17 protein-coding genes are annotated in these 20,336 nt (G+C 43.0%); 11 read left to right on the top strand and 6 right to left on the bottom strand.

The genetic code is table 11. The annotated features are described in order from the left end of the window. Positions 1-4 precede the first annotated feature (4 nt). From ACPW7N_RS17455 to ACPW7N_RS17435, 5 genes are all read right to left on the bottom strand, one after another. Positions 5-514: a GNAT family N-acetyltransferase gene (locus ACPW7N_RS17455; RefSeq protein WP_425652391.1), complete on the bottom strand. Its 510-nt coding sequence runs from the start codon at positions 512-514 to the stop codon at positions 5-7. A gap of 20 nt (positions 515-534) precedes the next feature. Further along, the gene (locus ACPW7N_RS17450) at positions 535-1,704 is read right to left on the bottom strand and encodes an MFS transporter (protein ID WP_425652390.1); all 1,170 of its coding nucleotides are present in this window, start codon (positions 1,702-1,704) and stop codon (positions 535-537) included. 128 nt (positions 1,705-1,832) lie between these two features. Then, entirely contained in the window at positions 1,833-1,994 is a 162-nt protein-coding gene (locus tag ACPW7N_RS17445; protein ID WP_425652389.1) for a hypothetical protein, read from the bottom strand. Beyond that, positions 1,991-4,846: a DEAD/DEAH box helicase gene (locus tag ACPW7N_RS17440; protein ID WP_425652388.1), complete on the bottom strand. Its 2,856-nt coding sequence runs from the start codon at positions 4,844-4,846 to the stop codon at positions 1,991-1,993. The genes ACPW7N_RS17445 and ACPW7N_RS17440 overlap by 4 nt, the downstream gene beginning before the upstream one ends. Next, on the bottom strand, positions 4,843-6,447 hold the full coding sequence (locus tag ACPW7N_RS17435; protein ID WP_425652387.1) for an SWIM zinc finger family protein: 1,605 nt from the start codon (positions 6,445-6,447) through the stop codon (positions 4,843-4,845). The genes ACPW7N_RS17440 and ACPW7N_RS17435 overlap by 4 nt, the downstream gene beginning before the upstream one ends. Before the next feature lie 171 nt (positions 6,448-6,618). Between ACPW7N_RS17435 and ACPW7N_RS17430 the strand changes: the two genes are divergently transcribed. From ACPW7N_RS17430 to ACPW7N_RS17400, 7 genes are all read left to right on the top strand, one after another. Continuing rightward, entirely contained in the window at positions 6,619-9,234 is a 2,616-nt protein-coding gene (locus ACPW7N_RS17430) for a winged helix-turn-helix domain-containing protein (RefSeq protein WP_425652386.1), read from the top strand. Between the two features lie 43 nt (positions 9,235-9,277). Next, positions 9,278-9,466, top strand: coding sequence for a hypothetical protein (locus ACPW7N_RS17425; RefSeq protein ID WP_425652385.1), 189 nt, complete (start codon positions 9,278-9,280; stop codon positions 9,464-9,466). 29 nt (positions 9,467-9,495) lie between these two features. Then, positions 9,496-10,734, top strand: coding sequence for a Zn-dependent hydrolase (locus ACPW7N_RS17420; protein WP_425652384.1), 1,239 nt, complete (start codon positions 9,496-9,498; stop codon positions 10,732-10,734). Between the two features lie 95 nt (positions 10,735-10,829). Beyond that, a complete protein-coding gene (locus ACPW7N_RS17415) occupies positions 10,830-11,012 on the top strand; it encodes a hypothetical protein (protein ID WP_425652383.1) in 183 nt (60 codons plus the stop codon). A 15-nt stretch (positions 11,013-11,027) separates the two neighbouring features. Then, positions 11,028-12,035: an LLM class flavin-dependent oxidoreductase gene (locus tag ACPW7N_RS17410; protein ID WP_425652382.1), complete on the top strand. Its 1,008-nt coding sequence runs from the start codon at positions 11,028-11,030 to the stop codon at positions 12,033-12,035. Between the two features lie 96 nt (positions 12,036-12,131). Next, on the top strand, positions 12,132-12,443 hold the full coding sequence (locus ACPW7N_RS17405) for a transcriptional repressor (protein ID WP_425652381.1): 312 nt from the start codon (positions 12,132-12,134) through the stop codon (positions 12,441-12,443). 182 nt (positions 12,444-12,625) lie between these two features. Continuing rightward, complete coding sequence (locus ACPW7N_RS17400; protein ID WP_425652380.1) at positions 12,626-13,528, top strand: radical SAM/SPASM domain-containing protein; 903 nt, start codon at positions 12,626-12,628, stop codon at positions 13,526-13,528. A gap of 97 nt (positions 13,529-13,625) precedes the next feature. On the opposite strand, the gene ACPW7N_RS17395 is transcribed toward ACPW7N_RS17400, so the two are convergent. Then, a complete protein-coding gene (locus ACPW7N_RS17395) occupies positions 13,626-14,837 on the bottom strand; it encodes a MerR family transcriptional regulator (RefSeq protein ID WP_425652379.1) in 1,212 nt (403 codons plus the stop codon). A gap of 181 nt (positions 14,838-15,018) precedes the next feature. Here ACPW7N_RS17395 and ACPW7N_RS17390 point away from each other — a divergent pair, with 181 nt between their 5' ends. Genes ACPW7N_RS17390 through ACPW7N_RS17375 form a run of 4 tightly spaced genes read left to right on the top strand, consistent with a single transcriptional unit; the run spans position 15,019 to position 20,323 of the window. Next, positions 15,019-16,635: an amidohydrolase gene (locus ACPW7N_RS17390; protein WP_425652378.1), complete on the top strand. Its 1,617-nt coding sequence runs from the start codon at positions 15,019-15,021 to the stop codon at positions 16,633-16,635. Then, complete coding sequence (locus ACPW7N_RS17385; RefSeq protein ID WP_425652377.1) at positions 16,632-17,900, top strand: NAD(P)/FAD-dependent oxidoreductase; 1,269 nt, start codon at positions 16,632-16,634, stop codon at positions 17,898-17,900. Before ACPW7N_RS17390 ends, ACPW7N_RS17385 begins: the two co-directional genes overlap by 4 nt. A 16-nt stretch (positions 17,901-17,916) precedes the next feature. Next, entirely contained in the window at positions 17,917-19,401 is a 1,485-nt protein-coding gene (locus tag ACPW7N_RS17380) for an aldehyde dehydrogenase family protein (protein WP_425652376.1), read from the top strand. A gap of 13 nt (positions 19,402-19,414) precedes the next feature. Then, the gene (locus tag ACPW7N_RS17375) at positions 19,415-20,323 is read left to right on the top strand and encodes an MATE family efflux transporter (protein ID WP_425652375.1); all 909 of its coding nucleotides are present in this window, start codon (positions 19,415-19,417) and stop codon (positions 20,321-20,323) included. Positions 20,324-20,336 lie beyond the last annotated feature (13 nt).

The following is a 20,336-nucleotide window of genomic DNA, read 5'->3' as shown; positions in this document are numbered from 1 at the left end:
ACTTTTACCAATTAATCCCGAATAATCGAAGCTCATCTTGATCTTCAGCCAGTCTGATCTTTCTCTCGAATTGGAAACCCAAACGTTCAAGTAGTTTGCCAGAAGGATGATTATCAGGGTTAGTGATGGCAACAATTCGTTTTAAATTCAGCACATCTTTCCCATATTCGAGCACAGACGAGGCGGACTCATAGGCAAATCCTTGTGACCAATGCTTGGGCAGAAAGGCAAAGCCAATATCCACATCCTCCAACGTGTCCCTTTTAATTAATCCGCACATCCCGATTGGCTCACCAGTGTCTTTTCGTTCGGTCAAATAGAGTCCAAAGCCTTCTCGGGCATACATCGCTACAGGGCCATTTATAATATAGGCACGAGCATCATCCAATGTTCGGACGCCACGATCGCCGATGAACTGGATCCAGGATGGCTCATTTAGAAGTTCAAGAATAAAAGCGGCATCATCTGGTGAGAACCAGCGAATAACTAACCGTTCTGTTTCAAGTACCTTCATGGAAAAAAACCTCTTTTCAATTATTCATATGTATGTCTTTCTGTTTCTGCGAACTCCCTGTAATGCACCAATAAACAACAAAACGCTACAAGGGCAAGCAGGATAAACCCGAGAAAATAACTTCCAGTCGCATCCCGAATCGCACCTAATACAATCGGAGGGAAAAAGCCTCCCAAACCGCCAGCGGCCCCAACAAATCCAGTAACTGCTCCGGTATTTCCAGGCACCACCTGTGGTACAAGCTTGAATACAGCACCATTCCCAATCCCGACTAGCAAGGAAATACTCAAGCAACCTGCACTGAAAAAACTGATTTGATCTGTGAAGAAAGCAATGAGTAGGGCGTCAATAAAAATACCGGCAAAGACAACCAACAACACTTTGCTTGCACCCATCCGGTCTGACAAGTATCCGCCAATCGGTCGAATAAAAGTAGCTAGCAAAACAAATCCAGCCGCTCGAAATCCGGCATCTACAGTTGTCAAAGCGAACAAATCCTGTAGCAAAATAGGCAGATACAGACTGAATGCGACAAACCCGCCGAATGTCACAAAGTAAAAGAAAGAGAGTACCCACACCTTTCGAATCTTGATCACGGATAATGCAGCTCGAAACGTTTTCACCTGTTCTGGCTTGGGCAGTTCTTCCGTACATAGCCAAAAGATAATTGCCATCACGCCAATTGAACCCGCCAAAATCCAAAACGACCAGGGTATCCCGAAACTCGCAACCATCGTAGGAATGAGGAAGCCGACAACGGCTGTACCCAGATTTCCCATTCCCGTTATTCCCAAGACAAGGCCTTGTTGTTCAGGCGGATACCATCTGGAGACGTAACTGATTGCGATAGCAAAAGTTGTTCCGGCCAGCCCGATAAAAAGCGCCCAGAATAACAATTCTCCGTATGAACTGGCAAATCCCGCTCCAACCATGGGTATTACGAGAAATAACATGAGAAAAGTAAATAATTTCTTGCCACCGATCCGATCTGTTAAAATGCCAAAGGGAATGCGCATAATCGAACCCAGTAGGACAGGAGTGGCGACAAGAATACTTTTCTCGGTGGAGGTCAGTGAATACATTGACTGAAACTGGTTCGCCAATGGAGAAAGTACTGACCAGACAGCAAATGAAACAATCATAGCAATCGTAGAAAAGGTTAATGCCGCTGTACTTTTATTCGTCTCCAAATAAAATCACTCCTTTAACAAAAATAAGAATAAAAAACTGAATAGTGTGAATTGTGTATAGAATAATAATTATAAACAAACATTTCCCATTTTGCAGTGATGAATTACATAAAGAAAAGAGATACATGTTAGTATCTCTCTTTCCTGGTCATCTTATTTTCATTCGCAGAGCATTCATCATTTTCTTCCACTTGAACAGCTTTTCGTATCTCTTCATATAAGCGTTGCCACGCCTCAGGGAGTTGGGAGTGATCGAGTGGTTGAAGCTTATTACCATTGTTACTCTTCATGGTATCCATCTATCCTTTTCATCCACCCATTCGTGTCGTAATGTAAACAGTTCTCGAAGCTCATTTGTGGAAAGCTCCGTAATCCAGTTTTCGCCACTGCCAACAATCGTTTGACTCAGGCTCAGTTTTTTCTCCATCATTTCATCAATTCGTTCCTCAATTGTGCCGAGCGTAATGAATTTATAAACCTGCACATTCCGTTGCTGACCAATGCGGTATGCTCGGTCTGTTGCCTGATTCTCTACCGCAGGGTTCCACCAGCGGTCAATGTGGAAGACATGGTTCGCTTCCGTTAAGTTAAGTCCTGTCCCGCCTGCACGCAAGGATAAGATAAAGATTCCAGGGCGTTCGTCATCGGGAAGAGAGGTGTCTTGGAAAGAAGAGATCATTTGGTCCCGCTTTTCCTTTGGAGTAGACCCGTTCATAAAGATGACTGGACCATGACCTTCTGCAAGCAAGATTCGTTGCATCAAATTTCCCATTTCAATGTACTGCGTAAAGATGAGACAACGTTCTCCTTTACTGCGGATCTCTTGTACAAGTTCGAGTAACCGTTCAATTTTGTGTGAACGTGCTTTGTCATCGATCCCCGTACCTTCTTGCAAGATGAGCCGTGGATGATCGCACAATTGTTTGAGACGGGTGAGGGTAGTCAGAATAAGTCCCCTGCGTTCCATCGTGGACAGTTCATCGAGTCGTCCGAACATCCCCTGAAGTGTATTTTCGTACAGCGTTGCTTGCTCGGCCGTGAGAGGAACATATTCTTTTCCCTCATTTTTATCGGGCAAATCCAGTTGGATGTGTGGATCTGTTTTGACCCGTCGCAGCAGGAACGGTTGGATGAGTCGCTGGACTTGCTTGACAAGCTGCTGGTCGTTGTCTCGCTCGATCGGAATAACAAACCGTTGCGAAAACTCACGCAAGCTGCCCAGATACCCAGGATTCAGGTAATCAAAAATAGACCATAATTCGGTCAGTCGATTCTCAATCGGTGTTCCGGTCAGCGCAATCCGATGCTCTGCCTGTAATTCTCTTATCGCTGAAGCTTGTTTGGTAAATGCATTCTTGATGTGCTGCGCCTCATCCAAACAAATCGTGTTCCATATGACTTCCGTAAGATCCGATTCATCCAGATGAGAAAGAGAGTAGGAAGTAATCACGATGTCTGCTCCCTGTATCGCAGTCACGAATTCCTTGCCTTTTTTACGACCTGAACCGTAATGGATATATACCTGCAGGGAGGGGGCAAAACGCTCCAATTCCTTTTGCCAATTGCCAATCACAGAGGTAGGGCAAATCAATAGAGAAGGGGAACGGTCCGTATGTTGCTCCTTTAGCTGGAGAAGGTAGTTGATGAACTGCACGGTTTTCCCAAGACCCATATCATCTGCAAGGCAAGCACCAAGTCCAAATTGACGAAGAAACAGAAGCCACGAGCTTCCTTCTAGTTGATAATTACGCAATGTTCCGTGAAAGGTCGTTGGTTGCTCTTGGATCGGGATCTGTGTAAGCTGCTGAAGCTGGTGAATAAAATGAAGCAGATGCTGGTTCAGCTCAACTTCAACTTGCAGAGAATGCGACAAGTCTGGCTCTTCCTGCGCTTCTTCCTTTTGATCGGTCTCACCCATGAAATGCATTTTCATTATGTTCTGTAACGAAAGCGCATGTTTTCCCTTTGTTTTTTTCATGGTCTTCTGCAACTGGGATATGAGTTCAGGGGTTAGCTGTACCCATTGATCTCTGATTTTCATGAGCCGCTCTTTTTGCTCTAGCAACAGATAGAACTCTTCTTCTGAAAGCTCCAGTGAGCCGAGTGAAAGCTTCCATTCAAAATCCATTAGCTGTGAGATCCCCACAAACGTTTGATTGTGAGAACCCACAGAAGAGAGGACTTTCGCTTTCAGTTTCGGTTTTGCTCGTCTCACCTGTTCCCACCAAGCCGGGAGAAAAACATGAATTCCCGCTTGGATCAGTTCCAGACTACCCTCAGTGAGAAACCTCCACGCCTGATCTGTTGTAAGTTGTGACAATAGAGAAGCACTATGCTCGTCGCCTGTTAACCACGGTACAATCTCCTTGCATTTCTGGATATCTCGAACCAATCGATTCCTGTATTCTTTCCAGGAAGTGGGGAGGTCCTCTTCATTTATCTGTTCGTGTGACAAAGGGACGAGCAGTTCAAGGTTTTCCCGGTCCTGCAACAAAATTTGCAAACGCCACATTCCCAGTTGATCCTCAGCTTCGATCAATTGAATACAGGTGCGGAAAGGTGTATCGTCTGGAAGCCAACCAATTGTTTGCAGCCATTCTGTTTCTCGGACATGCACAGACAGCTCATTTCCCATGATGAAAAGGGCAGGAAAGTGCGATTGTAGCTGATGCCATGCAGTCATGACAGAAGCTTGGTTGGTCAAGAGGCCGTTGATGATATGGGATAGCCAACGGTTCGCATAGTCTGGTACGGTTTCAGGGTGATTGCAAGAGAGTTTCCAACCGATTTCACCGTGCTTCCAGTCTTCCATAGAAGGGATAAAATTGCCTGCGCTTAAAGCATTCTGAATCAGTTGCGCAGACTCTTGGAAGCCAACCATTTGCTCACTCAGGTGAAAGGATACATAGTGGAGCCATTGTGGATTGGTGAAAAAGGCGAGCGCTTCCGTTGGCGCAAGCAGAATGGTTTCTTCGGTTTTTTCAACAAATGTCCCATAAAAGGAAGCTTCATCCCAAGCAAATAGCAGGGAAGCAAGGACTTCTGGATCGACTGCTTGCCCTGTATGGTTCGTACCTTTGAGTTGGAAAAGACCATCCTCTGTGATGGTACCTGAAATTGATATCGTCTCGACTACACTCATGAGTATAGATTTCCTCTCTTCAGCTCTTCTTGGAATGCTCGCAAGCGATAATGTTTGGCAGCCAGTCGAAGGATGAACTGATCCCATTTCTCTTCCTGATTCGCTTTGACGAAGCACAGGCGTACTTTTTTCAACAGTTTCGCCGCATCTCGATATGCTGTCCGGTTCCGTTGGCTGACCAAAAGGTTTACTTCCCTGATATAAAAAGGGAGCAAGAGGGCGGGATTAGCCTCTTCCAGATCCTTGACCGTATGACTGTTGACATCTGCACTGTTTACTTGTAACGACATTTGCAGGTCGAGCCAGAGTTTGAATTGCTTCTGTTCGATCAAGTAAGCAGCGTAATCGTGAAAGCTCTGAGGTAAGAATCGTTGAAGCTTTGGCCCGCATTCATCCCTTTGTCCGGTCAGCTCCATCGCATGCTGCCAGATGGCAATGACCAATTTATATTCCGTAGTATCTGCAGTCCCAATCACGGAATCTAAACGATCTACCCAAAATAGGACACGTGTCCAATCGCTGTTACGTGCAAATGCCTTGATATACAAAAGATAAAAAGTAAGCGAAAGCCCCTGACATTGCGTGAAAACAGACAAGGCTTCCTCATCTTTTCCCTCCATGACAAAAAAATGCGCTCTAAGCATCTGATATTTGCTGTTTTCCGCAGGAGTGTTGTCTGGACGCTTTATCAGTTGTTCGAGTTCGCTGGTCTCCGTGTGTATCCAATCAGAATCACGAAATAATTCCCACCATAGAATACGATAAGCTTGCAACATTGCTTTGGAAGTGGGGTCGCATAACTTCAATTCTTTGGTTTTTTGCAGTGTTTCCTCCAGATGTCCATGCAACCGTTCTTTGACGTTTGTTTTATCCATGTAAAACAGAATGGCTTCCAATTGCTCGACGAGGTTATTCGCTGTTTGTGCCAAATCCTGCAACCAGTAGGATGAATGTTTGCGTTGGACATATTCTTGCAAGATACCCAGATGAAACAGGTTCGCATGAATCGTGAAAAGCTGTCCGGCATCTTCTGTCCACGATTGGGTAGCGCCTAGCACCTGTTGATAACTGTTATACAGCTCAGTAGAGGCTCTGTTGATTTCCATGGCTGTCAGCAAATTGCGTGACCAATTTGTCAGGAACCGATACCAATCACTAACACTGCTGTTCTCGGTAATGGTAACACCCTGGATAAACAATGGTTTGCGCTCTTGCTCACCAACCATTTTCTTGTAAGTGGGATACAACATGGATGGGGAGAAGCTTGGTTTCCGTGGCTGTTGTGCCGCTTGCAAAAAGTTTCTTGGATTCTCAAACACACTGTATGCTTGAAAAAAAGTAGCTGCAATATGCTTGCAAAATTGAGCGTAAGGACAAGTACAGGTGCTTTTTGGAAAATATTCCAGATGAATGGTCACATGATATACCTGTTCTCCCTGAACATTGCTCGTAAGTAATGTACTGTCAAGCACCTGTATATTAAAGACTCGGCCATCTGAAAAGTACTGATAACCGCGTTCGATCATATAGTCCTTCATGTTAACGAGGATCTGCTCGCCTGTTTTCGTGACTTGTTCCCGCGTTAACTGCCGTTGCAACATGGTTTTCGTTCCTCCGTCCGAAGAGTCATCCTTTCATTATATCAAAAATATTGAGGAAAGAAATTCAGGAAAAACAGTTCATGAATGTGAGCGAATCAAGTAAACTAAAATTTAATAAAGGTTATATGAAGTTTGCAGATGAAGTGAAAAAGGGATAAGGGTGGATAACAAATGATAGATCAGATGATTATCCTGCAAACCAAACTGATGAGACCAAAAATACCCAATACAATAGTTAAGAGACCACGACTCTATATCAAACTAATGAGCGGTCTGGCGAAAAAAGTGTCCATTATTTCTGCTCCAGCAGGTTTTGGGAAATCAACATTACTAAGCGAGTGGACGCACAGCCTGGACATTCCTGTAAGCTGGCTTTCTCTTGACAAGGGAGATAATGATCTTGTTCGTTTTTGGACATATGTAGTGGCAACGTTAACAGAAGTTACTCCTAGTCTCGGAAAAAGAGCACAATCCATTCTTCATTCTGTTTCGATTCAAACAGTTGATAATATGGTGACACTGTTGCTGAATGATATCCTGGAGCTACAAGATCATTTCCTGCTCGTTCTGGATGATTATCATATGATTGAAGATATTAGGATTCACCAGTCCCTGAACTATTTTATTCAGAACCTACCAATCAATGGACATATTTACATAGCAAGCCGAACCGTACTCCCACTTTCTTTGGAACGATATCGCGAAAAGGGAGAAATTGTTGAATTGACAATTGAAGATATGCGATTTATTCGTGATGAAATACAGGACTTTTGGGGAGAACTAAGCGGCGAAATACCCTCCCAGAATTTATTGCAACTGTTGGAGAATCGTACAGAAGGATGGGTTGCAGGACTTCAGTTGGCAGCAATAACCAGTCACGGTCGGGGAAACACCATCAATACCCTGGAGAACTTCACCGGCAGCCATCGTTTTGTTGTTGAATATTTGTTAGAAGAAGTATTTTTGGGATTATCGGAACCACTTCAAGAGTTTCTGATGCAAACATCTATATTGGAGCGCTTCAATGACTCTTTATGCTCCCAGATAACGGGACAGTCGATAGATTCCCATTTTATACTCCAATTGGAGCAGGCTAATCTGCTTATTATCCCATTAGATAAAGAACGGAACTGGTATCGGTATCATCATCTCTTTGCTGACTTTTTGCGAGATCGTCTTACAAATCAATATGGAAGTGATATACGCCAGCTTCACTTGAAATCAAGTGAGTGGTTTGAACAGCATTCCTTGTTTCATGAAGCTATTCATCATGCGTTGGAAGCAGAGGATTTTGAGCGATCCATTATGCTGATTACCAAATGCACACCAGAGTTATTTAGGCGGAATCAAAGCTTAACACTGATCAACTGGATAAAACGGTTGCCCGAATCGTACACAAAAACAATGGATGTCCTGATCATTCTCGCATGGTCTGAAGTGGTGGTCGGAGAGCTTAAGATTGTAGAGAGAAGATTAGTTGAACTAAAGCAAACACTAGAGCACATAACACCGACATTACCGTCTGACCTCATCGAGAAGTACACCGAGGAAATTTTCCTTATTACATACTGGTATCTTACGAAAAAAGGGGATTTTGAGGTTTCTCTACAGGTGTTGCAATCGTTGGTTGAGCGTGATGACATCGATCAAATCGTGAACATGGACTTATACACTAACTACGGCATAGAATTTAATGATTGTGATCTGTTTTTATTGCGAAGCTCATGGGGTTACGGAAGTATGGTCAACGCCATCAAATATCACGCAGTCTGTACCGAATTTGTAAAGAAAAGTAAAGTGAAAGATTATCATTATACGGCATACTACCATGTGTGCATGGGTGAGATAGAGTATGAGAGGAACAATCTGAAGAATAGCCAAGATTTTGCCCAAGAGGGCATGCGTGTATCGCTTTTAACAGCAAATCTGGGAGCGTTGGCGCCCGCTTTTGCCCTGCAAGCTAGAATACATGCAGCTCGTGGTAATTACAGGGAAGCTATTGCTGTACTTACCAATGCGCAAGATGAGTTAAAGAAGCTGGATGGCGAGCACTGGCTTGATCCGATTAAAGCGCTCCTGGTTCGTTATTCTATCTTTTTGAACCAACAAGAAGAAGTGGATCAATGGTTGGCCAAGTCCAATCTGCACAGTGAGAGGGGCATTACCGTTTTCCAGGAGTTCGAATTTCTTTCGCTGATGAAAGTCTTGCACTATAAACAACGGCTGGATGAGGCATTTCAATTATCTGTGAAAATTTCACAAAAAGCGGATCAGGAAAAACGGATCCCAAGTAAAATAGAAGCTCTCATCTATCAATCCATTTATTTTTATCAGAAACAACTCCTTCATAATTCCATGGAAACGCTGCATGCTGCTTTGCAACTCGGCGAATCGAATGGATATTTCCGGATATTCATAGATGAAGGCTTGCTGCTTATAGAAGTACTGATGAAGTATCATGAGGTAAGGCTCAACCACCATATACTGTCCTTGCAAAATGGTGTATCTCTGAAGTATCTGAAACGGCTGTTAGCCGATGTCGGTGAGCTGAGCTTACCTACAGTCGCTAAGCAAGACAATACGCTAACTGACTTGTTGACTGATCGGGAAGCTGAAGTATTGAAGTATATCAGTCTTGGTTTATCCAATAGGGAAGTAGCAGATCAGCTGGTTATGGCAATTGGTACGGTTAAGATTCATTTGAATCGTATTTACGGAAAGCTTGGCGTATCCAACCGTGTTCAAGCAATTCAAAAGGCTAGACAACTGAATCTGATACCTGATTAGTAAGACTTGCAAATTATTCTGCAGAGATAAGGGAGTATTCAGCATGCGTGCACGCACACTTGTTCCAATCATTCTCGGACTTTCTTTCATTTATTACGGATTATTAATCTATGAACTGAACAGTTTCGGCGCCTCGTTATTTATCTCGATGGGTCTTGGAAACATCGTAGGCGGCACGAAGCCAGTAATCAAATTGTTGGATAAAGTATACGAAAAAATCAAAAACGATTAATTTGATAGTACACTCAGGGGGTGAATGGTGTGATTAATCAAGCGAGATTGTGGCAACGACTACAGGAAGTAAGTGAGATTGGCAAGCATGAACAGGGAGGAATCACACGACTCTCCTTTACTAGAGAAGAGCGACAGGTCAAAGACCTCGTAGCTTCTTATATGGAAGAGGCAGGGCTGATCGTCAGAGAAGATGCCATTGGCAACCTGATTGGCCGCAAAGAAGGGAGCCTGGCAGGAGCATCAGCTGTCCTCATTGGCTCTCACCTTGATTCAGTTCCAATGGGCGGAAACTTCGATGGCCCGCTTGGCGTACTTGCCGGGGTAGAAGTACTTCAGACGATGAATGAGCAAGGGATCACATCGGATCATCCAATCGAGGTTATTGCTTTCACAGATGAAGAAGGCGGCCGTTTTCAGTTTGGTATGATCGGCAGCCGAGCACTGGCAGGTACGCTAACTAACGCACATTTGCAAAATACGGATCGAGATGGAATTTCCATCGAAAGTGCAATGAGGGAATCTGCTCTTGATCCGCTCCGAATCGCAGAAGCAGCAAGAGAAAAAGGCACAGTCAAAGCCTATATTGAATTACATATTGAGCAAGGAAAGGTACTTGAGTCTAATCATTTGTCGGTTGGAATTGTATCTGGAATCGCAGGGCCCTTATGGATGAAATGGACGTTGATTGGTGAAGCTGGACATGCCGGCGCCACACCGATGGGCATTCGCAAAGACCCGTTACCGGCGGCAGCAAATTTGATCCTGGCCATTGAACAAGAGGTCAAGAAATACCCAAATGCGGTTGGAACGGTAGGACAAATCTCCGTCAAACCTGGCGGAGTGAACGTCATTCCAGGACAAGTTGAGTTCACGTTGGATCTGCGGGATATTGATGAGCAGGTCCGGAATCAGTTGGAACAACAACTGGTTACCTATGCCCAAGAGCTTTGCCAAGAACGTGAAATCACCCTGCAAGTGGAGACGCTGCAACGGGTTGCACCCGCACCTTGTTCGCCAGTCATTCAACAAATCATGGAACAGGCTTGTACGGCAAATGCACTAAAAACAACCGTACTACCGAGCGGTGCAGGCCATGACGGGATGCAACTGAAAGAACTTTGTCCCATCAGCATGATATTCATTCGTTCCAAAGATGGAATCAGTCATAATCCAGCGGAATGGAGTTCTCCTGAAGATTGTGCAGATGGTGCAAACGTTCTGTATCATACAGTTCTCGCGCTTGGCAGTGAACAGGCAGTACTGTAAACTTTGAGAGGAAGTTCAAAAAGTCTGGGAAACATAGTTCCTCCTTTTTGAGCGATATTATTTTATTGATCTAAAAATAGAGAAGAGGGACAACGATGAAAATTACGTTAGCAAAGAATTTGCTTCCTGCAGGATTAAAAGTTGGTGACAGTGTACCATTTTCTGAGAGAGGCATGTACATCGGAAATGGAATTATTGTTGCTATTACTGAAGATACTTATGAAATAGACGTAGACAACCGAGTAACTGAGAACCTGGAGCGATACGGAAGTAAGTGATAGGAGGATAGGATGATGACCATCCCTTTATCCGTACTGGATTTAGCACCAATTATTGTAGGAGGAACGGCTGCACAAGCCTTTCGCAATAGTCTCGATCTTGCCAAGCATGTGGAAAAAAGGGGATATCATCGCTACTGGTTGGCAGAGCATCACAACATGACTGGCATAGCAAGTTCAGCGACATCAGTCGTTATTGGTCACATCGCAGGCGGTACATCGACCATTCGGGTAGGTTCAGGCGGAGTCATGCTTCCCAATCATGCACCACTCGTCATCGCTGAACAGTTTGGGACACTGGAATCTTTGTATCCAGGCAGAATTGATCTTGGTTTGGGCAGAGCACCTGGTTCAGATCAGGCGACTGCACGAGCCCTTCGTCGAGACTTAGGAAACAATGGTGAAGATTTTCCGGAATTGGTTCATGAATTGCGTACATACTTTAACCCGCCTGAGGACCAGCAAACAAGACAGGTACGTGCCATTCCCGGAGAAGGGTTGAATATCCCGATCTGGCTTTTAGGCTCTAGTAGTTTTAGTGCCCGCTTGGCAGGTCAGCTTGGTCTGCCGTTTTCGTTTGCAAGCCATTTTTCACCGACTTTTACCTTGCAGGCACTGGAACTGTACCGCAGCAGCTTCCGACCATCAGAGATGCTGGATGCACCCTATGCGATGGTGTGCGTCAATGTCATCGCAGCCGATACGGACGAAAGAGCCCAATGGTTAGCAACTTCAATGCAGCAACAGTTCCTGAATCTGATCCGAGGACGTCCAGGGCAACTAAATCCGCCTGTAGATAATATGGATGAACTGTGGACTCCATTAGAAAAAAATACCCTACAGGAGCAGCTCCGCTATACGTTTGTCGGGAATGAAGAAAGCGTACAAAGACAACTTCAATCGTTTCTCGATGAAACTGGGGCAGATGAGATCATGATCAACTCCCAGATTTACGATCATCAGGCTCGCCTGCACTCATATGAAATTGTTTCACACATCGCCGGGAAACTTCGCAAAGAGTAGACGAAGAAATGACCCAGTCGAGCCATTTTCTCTTGCTGTGCCACTCCTTATACTTATAACTAGAATGAGTGGTTTTACTGCGAGAGGAGTTTGACGATGACACTAGAAGATAAAATACTCCAAATCCTAAAAACACAAAAAATCAGACATAATGATAAACGGGAAAAGCTGATTAAAATATTGCGTGACAACGATCGAGAGATGGAACTAAGTGAAATCACTACGGAGATGCGCAAGCAGTTCCCTAATATCACACATACAACGATCAACAGCAATCTGCGCACATTTGAAATGGCGGGTCTATTAGTCAAAACAGGAAGCTACGGTGATACGAAATACGCAATATCAGCAGGCAGAATCCATCACCATGCAAAGCAAAGCCAAAAGCGAAATGAATATGTTGGTTAATCAAGAAAGTGGCCCTTCAGAAGAGGCCACTTTTTTATGTAAAAAAATGCCTCGATGTTCTTCACATAAAACGGAATAAGCCAATTGTTGGACAGCTTTTTTCTCATGAATCCTATGATATAATTAACAATCACGAAGAATCGAAAGAATTCAAAATCAAACATAGATGGGAACAAGTACCGATGAAAAAACTAAAAAAAGTGTATCTTGAGATAACAAGCGTCTGTAATCTGGCTTGTCATTTTTGTCCGCAAACAAAGCGACAAGCGAATTTTATATCGATTGAAAACTTTACAAAAACACTGGATCAAATCAAACCATACACGGACTTTATTTATTTACATGTTAAAGGTGAACCATTGCTTCACCCCAAGATTGATCAACTGCTGGATATCAGCTATGAAAAGGGATTTCAAGTCAATATTACAACAAACGGAACACTGATCACCAAAAATCGAGAAAAATTGCTGGGAAAACCGGCACTGCGACAAATGAACTTCTCCCTGCACAGTTTTGATGGTCATGAAGGCTCGACGGACAAACAGGGATACATCGAAGACATCCTTTCATTTACCAGTGAAGTGGTTCGAAACCAAAATGTCTTCATTTCATACCGTTTGTGGAATCTGGATACCGACAATATAACCAATCTTCAAAAGATGAAAAATCGTGAAATCCTTGAAATGATTGAGAAAGAATTCGATCTTCCTTTTCAAATTGAAGAAAAAATAGCACCAGGAAGTGGGATCAAGCTTGCAGATCGTATTTACTTAAATCAGGATCATGAATTCCAATGGCCCAGCCTGTATGCAAAAGAGGACGATGGTAAAGGGTTTTGCTATGCTCTTCGCACCCATGCAGCAATTCTTGTTGATGGGACGGTTGTTCCCTGTTGTCTGGATGGTGAAGGTGTGATCAACCTGGGCAATATTCATCAGACTTCTTTTGATGAGATTATGAACGGCGAAAGAGCAACTCGCCTCTTCGATGGCTTTTCTAGAAGGGAAGCAGTTGAGGAGCTATGCAGGAAGTGTGGGTATCGTCAGCGTTTTAATACACCTGAATTGGCAAGTGTAGTCATGTAATAACGATGGCATCCGAATGTAGAATCAATGCCAAATCGAAAAGCTCATGAATCTGCTAAATGGATTCATGAGCTTTTTTCAAATCTGGTTCTATCATTTACCTGTGATTTGCAAGATAACCAAGCAGATTTACTTTTTCTCCTTGTTCGTGATAATCAAGAAAAATTCCAGGGTTATTTGTTGAACCAATCAGTTCCTTATGTTCAAGTACCAGCCCTTCTTTCACCAGGTTCGTCTCAAGATAATTTGGATATAGAATTTGAGGATGTGAATTTGGGTATAGCGTGCGGAAGTTTCGTAAGGAGATAGCACCTTCATGGTAATACAGATAGTTGCCAATCACCATCGATCTTTGGTTCATATAGTTCTTTAATAAGGTAATGGGAGAAATGTTCCTGTGCGAGCATACATCGTTCGTAGTTATGCTGTCTACCACGACATCAATTGACCCCGGTTTCAGGGGGAGAGCGTAATCGGTGTTCTGAAAATAGACAATACGCAAATTTGAGTTGTTTTTTTCAATTAAACACTTAAGCTTCTTAAGCATGACCAAAGAAGATCCACAGAAAATGTAGATGGCATTCGGATGTAATGATGTGATGGATTTTGGTAAAGAAATTGAAATATCAATATTGGTTTCAATCACTATTTTATTTGATAAATCTTGCTTTTTTAATTCCTTGAATAACCAGTACTGTCCTTTTTCTTTTAAACTGACAAAGGTAGGAGTGAATTCCTTCATGGTATCCTCATCGAGAATACAATAGGGAGATTTCTCAAGATTCGAAGTAATAATAATGCCTTCCTGTATCAGCGCAAAGTAACCACAGGAACAGCTTAATTTTGCTTCACAAATGTTACTATCCCGTATGGATGCGTCAGTGATATGTAATTGAACTTTGCAATGTGGACAATACAGAAAAGAGACAAAAGGGATAGGTACTCCTGAGTGGCTGCGTAAAGAAGAATGATCCTCGAATGATTGCAGCTTTTCATTAAGGAGTAGGATGGATTGGTTGATTTTCTTCTTTTCCTCCAAAAACTGGTTTTTCTTTTCAAGTAAGAGGTTTCGATAATAACTAATATCCAAATTGATAGTCAAGCGTTTGTAGGAGAGAAATTTTTGAATTTCATGCAGGGAAAATTGCAGTTGCTTTAGTTCCATTATGATTTCCATATCATCAAGGCAGGACTGATTCATCTGTATCTGAGCACCTTTTTTCTCTGGAACCAATAAACCAAGCTCAATATAGTAACGAATCGTATCGACCGAAACATGAAACAGTTTGGCAAATGTACCGATTTTCATCTTGCTTCCCCCCATCAACAAAACATGGTCTTAACTCCATCTTTTTGAAAAAAAATGCACGATTCGGTGAATTGACATGGCGTTAAGCCCAAGGGCTATTATGAATACAGAAAATTCACATTCATTCTTGTCAACTTAATAAGTACAAGTTTTTGAAAATTCTGTCAAGAGGAGGTGCAATATGTTTCATGAACTGGTTTTTCTAAATGGTGAGGTTATCACCGTTGATCAAGAAAATTCGATTGCAGAAGCTGTGGCTATTCAAGGAAACCGTATTATCGCCGTCGGAACGAATCAAGAAATAAAGCCTTATATTACGGCAAAAACAAAGGTTGTTGATCTGCAAGGAAAGAGTATTCTTCCTGGATTTATTGACGCTCATTTGCATATCCTCCACGGCACAAACCGAATGGGGATTAACTGTAAGGAGCCACCCATCAAATCGATAAAGGATCTGATTGAATGCCTTAAACAAAAAAAATCGGAAACAGCAAAAGGAGAGTGGATTCGAGCATTTGGATTTAATGAAATGTCAGTAGATGAGAGAAGGTATCCAACAATTAAAGAATTGGATGAAGTTTCAAAAGATCATCCCATCTTTATTTCGAGAACGTGTAACCATATCTGTGTGGTGAACAGCAAAGCTCTTGAGATTGCGCAAATAGATGAAACCTCATTTGAAAGTGGGCAAATCGAAAAAGACGAACATGGTAATTTGACCGGGAGATTTATTGAAGGTGCAAATATGAAAATGGCAGAGGTTGCAAAGTATAACGAAACGGAACTGCTAACTGCCTTTAAAATCGCATCTGATGAGTTCCTCACCAATGGTATTACCAGTATTCACGATGCAGGTGGACATGGTCCCGAACATATTCGTAGCATTTTCAAAGCAGTACAAAATCGAGATGTTCGCGTCCGTGTCTATGCAATGATCTGCACTCTAAATCAATCAGAAGTGTTTGTTGAAAAAATGATTGATACGGGAATTGTCACTGGACTAGGTGACGATCGGTTTCGGATTGGACCTGCCAAAATATTTACGGATGGAAGCAGCAGTGGCCCAACCATTGCAACCAGAAAAGCCTATACCAGTAACCCTTCTGATTATGGAATCCTTTACTTTACACAAGAAGAAATCGATCGGATACTCATCCCAGCTCATCAAAAAGGATTTCAAATTACAGCCCATGCCCAAGGCGATCGAGCCATTGAAATGGTCCTCAACTGTATTGAAAAAGCACAGAATGACTTCCCGAGAACTGACTGTCGACATCGAATTGAACACGCAGGAATTGCAGAGGCTGACTTGCAAGAGCGGATGAAAAAACTTGGAGTAATACCGATTCCTAATCCTCCCTTTTTCTATGAATTCGGGGAAGGTTACATCAAAAATTATGGAGACCGAGTGAATCAGATGTATCCTCTCCGTGATTACATCGAGCAAAACATTATTGCTGCCGCTGGTTCTGATTGTCCCGTAACTTCCTGCAATCCGCTACTTGGAATTCATGTTGCTGTAAATAGAAAAAGCAAAAACGGGGTAGAAGTAGGCGTAAATCAACGGGTTAGTGTCCTTGAAGCCATTCGTCAGTACACCTGGAATGGTGCTTATGCAAGCTTTGAGGAAGACCGAAAAGGGAGTATCGAGGCTGGCAAACTTGCTGATTTGGTCGTGCTTGATCGAAGCATTCTGAATACAAAAGACGAGAATATCAAGGATGTAATAGTAGACATGACGATAGTAGATGGAATCATTGAATACGAAAGAGAAGGATTGGAGACGAATTTTTCATGAAGAGTTTATCGTTGTGGTCAGCTACGGCCAATCCCCATAATAAGCGTCCTGAGCTTATGGGAGAGGTACATACAGATGTTGTCATTGTTGGCGCTGGATTTACCGGCGTATCTGCAGCTCTTCATCTGCAGCAAAAGGGATATAACACAATCGTTTTGGAGCAGGAAACAGTAGGATGGGGAGCTAGCGGCCGGAATGGCGGGATGTTGCTGCCTGGTTACAAGCCAACCATTGTGGAACTGGTTGAGAAATGGGGAATGGTTGAGGCCAAAGAGCTTAATCAGCTCTCGCTCGATAGTCTCCACCTTGTAGAGCACTTAACAAACGAATATCAAATTGACTGTTCCCTGCAGAAATGCGGACATGTGGTTGCTGCATACAAGCCGAAGCATTTTGAGGGATTAAAAAAAGAAAGTGAATTCTGCAACAAACACTTTGGGTATGAAACGGTGATCGTCGAAAAAAACCAGATCCATGAAGCCATCCACACTCATCAATATCATGGATGTCTGGTAGATCCCTTGAGCTATTCGTTCCAACCCTTGAATTTTGTACTGGGTCTAGCAGCAGCAGCGGAATCTCATGGGGCCAAAATTTATGAAAACTCAAAAATGATAAAAGTAAAAAGAGATGCTCATTATGTTTACGTTCAAACACCGTCTGGAAGCGTAAAAGCCAAAGAGCTCATTATGGCGACAGATGCGTATTCAGAAAAGATGATAAAGCCGCTATATAAAGGGATTTTATCCATTAGTAGCCAAATCATCGCTACCGAGCCATTATCGGAAAATGTACTGGAAAAACTGCTACCAAAGGGAAGAATGGTGTTTGACACAAGCAATTTTTTGTACTATTTCCGCCGGACACCTGATTCTCGAATCGCATTTGGTGGGGGAGATATCAATCCAAATCGTGATGATAGTGTATACGATGAAAACTATCAAGCCATGATTAACGTCTTCCCTGATTTAAAAGGATGCAGAGTTGATTATCGCTGGAGTGGTTTAATTGGTGTCACTCGTGATATGTTCCCTATTCTTGGAAGAATGAGCGATGGAACGTACTTCGCTGCTGGGTATTGCGGGCACGGTGCTTCCATGGCAACTCTTTTCGGGAAGCTTCTTGCTCAATCGATTGCAAATGAAAATGAAAGATCCTATCGATTTAGTCAGCTTAAGCTGAAACCATTTCCTTTATCCAGCCAAAAGGGACTACTAATTAATATGGCCAGCAAATATCATCGGTTGCTTGACTGGTTAATGTAAGCGGGAGGGATATGTAATGAAAGAGCTAAACATGTACATCGGTGGAAAATGGATGACATCTAGTTCTGGTGAGCAAAGGGAGATTAGAAACCCAGCAAACGGAGAAGTGATTGCCCTTGCTGCTGAAGGAACAATAGAGGATGCCCACTATGCAATTTCGGTTGCACGCCAAACATTTGATCATGGTCAATGGTCCTCACTTCCCTATAAGTCGAGAGCAAAGTATCTACAAAAAATTGCTGAGTTACTAGAAGAACATGCGGATGAAATGGCAATGCTTGAAACAGGTAATAACGGCAAAGTATTACTAGCAGCAAAAACAGATGTCAACAACGCAATTGAATGCTTTCAATACTACGCAAGCTTGCTTACTCAATCAGAAGGCGAATTATATAACATCAACCAGGACATAAAAACAATGGTCGTGCGTGAACCGCTCGGCGTATGCAGCCTGATTATACCTTGGAATTTTCCTCTCCTGATGGCATCCTGGCAAATCGCACCAGCACTTGCCGCCGGAAACACGATTGTGATAAAGCCTTCGGAACTGACTCCTGTAACACTCGTACGATTGTTTGAAATTATTGGGATGGCCGGGGTACCAGCAGGAGTCGCCAATCTGGTTCTAGGACAAGGTGGGACTGTTGGCTCTGCGATGGTTGCAAGTAATCTGGTTGATAAAATCGGGTTCATCGGTGGAACGACAACTGGGAAGAACATTATGCGGTTAGCCGCAGACTCCACAAAGAAACTATCACTCGAACTAGGAGGAAAATCTCCCATCATTGTGTTTGCCGACAATGACTTAGATATCGCTGTAGACAATGCGTTGTTCAGCATCTTTTTTAATAGTGGGCAGGTATGTACGGCAGCATCAAGGCTGTTACTGGAGGAAAGCATTCATGACCAATTTGTCGAGAAGCTGGTTATGCGTGCCAGACAAATTGTCATAGGCCCTGGTAATCAGGCTTCGAGTGAAATGGGGCCACTAATTAGTGAAGCACATTTGCAGAAGGTATTGAGTTATATCGAAATAGGAAAACAGGAAGGTGCAGCACTCGCAATTGGAGGAAATCGAGTACTAGATCAAGAATTTGAAAGCGGTTACTATATCGAACCAACAATATTTACCAATACAAGACCAGATATGAGAATTGTTCAGGAAGAAATCTTTGGCCCCGTTTTGGTCGTTCAGAAATTTAGGGATGAGGATGAGGCGATCCGATTGGCGAATGACACTGTATATGGGTTGGGGGGTGCCGTTTTTTGCCAAGATATTGCGAAAGCAATGCGTGTAGTCAAACAAATCCGGGCAGGCATCACCTGGATAAACTGCTACCATGTAGCTTCTGTACAAGCGCCATGGGGCGGGCAGAAGCAAAGTGGTATTGGCAGAGGATTAGGGATATTTGGACTAAATGAGTTTTCTGAAGTGAAGCAGATTAATCTCTGTTACCAGGCACAGGCTGTCGGATGGTTTTCTAATAACCTGAACAAATGATGGGAGGAAATTTATGTCGAATACCACATTGGATATTTTAGATCCATCAAATGTCAAACAGGATGCACGTGACGAAAGAGAATTGGGAACCAAGAAAATCAGCCGATTGTTTTACCGATATGTTCTGCTTGCTGTATTCGGAAACATTTTTCTTGCGGCTACTTCCATGGTGGATGGTCATATATTGGGGAATTTAGGTATATCAGAGCTAGCTGGTGTTGGTATTGGCTATACAATGATCGTCCTTGCTCGAGCTATAGGTACGTTGGTAGGGGTTGGAGCGGGAGCAGTTGTTGCTCTCAGGTTAGGTGCTGGAAAAATCGAAGAGGCAAGAAGTATTGCTGGACAATCGATCTGGTTCGGTATGCTTTTGTCATTGGTCATAGCGATCGTTGGTTACATCTATAATGAGCCCTTGATGCGGTTTTTTGGCGCAGATGAAGAGGCATTACCCTATGCAATCCAGTTTGGAACCTACATGTGGATTTCCTTTCCGCTAGCTGTGTTAGCCATTATTCTAAGTGTTCTTACGATAATTGATGAGCGGCCAGGGCTTAGTATGTGGAGCTGGTTTGTAGGAGCATTTTTAGCTGCTGTGGTAGAAATTGTATTATTCCAAGAATTTCATTATGGTGTTGCCGCATCTGCTTGGGCAAATGTAATCTCTCAGGCAATGCCGTGTTTGCTGATCTTTTATTTTATGCTAAGCAAAACCTCCCTCAAACCTGCTATGAAGGATATACGAATGAAAGTAAAGGATATTTGGGAAGTAAATTCAACCGGGTTTGCGGCATTCTCCATTTCACTTACGATGTTTATTGGCATTATTGTTATGAATAATTTACTAAGTTCACTCGGGGGCGAACTACACGTATCTGCCTTTACGATTCAAAACGGTTATATCACGAATTTCCTAATGTGAATGCTAATCTAAT

Source organism: Brevibacillus nigriterrae (genome assembly GCF_049846925.1).
GTDB lineage: Bacteria > Bacillota > Bacilli > Brevibacillales > Brevibacillaceae > Brevibacillus_H.
Note: the sequence above shows the minus strand (reverse complement) of the source record. Positions and strands in the feature narration are given on the sequence as shown.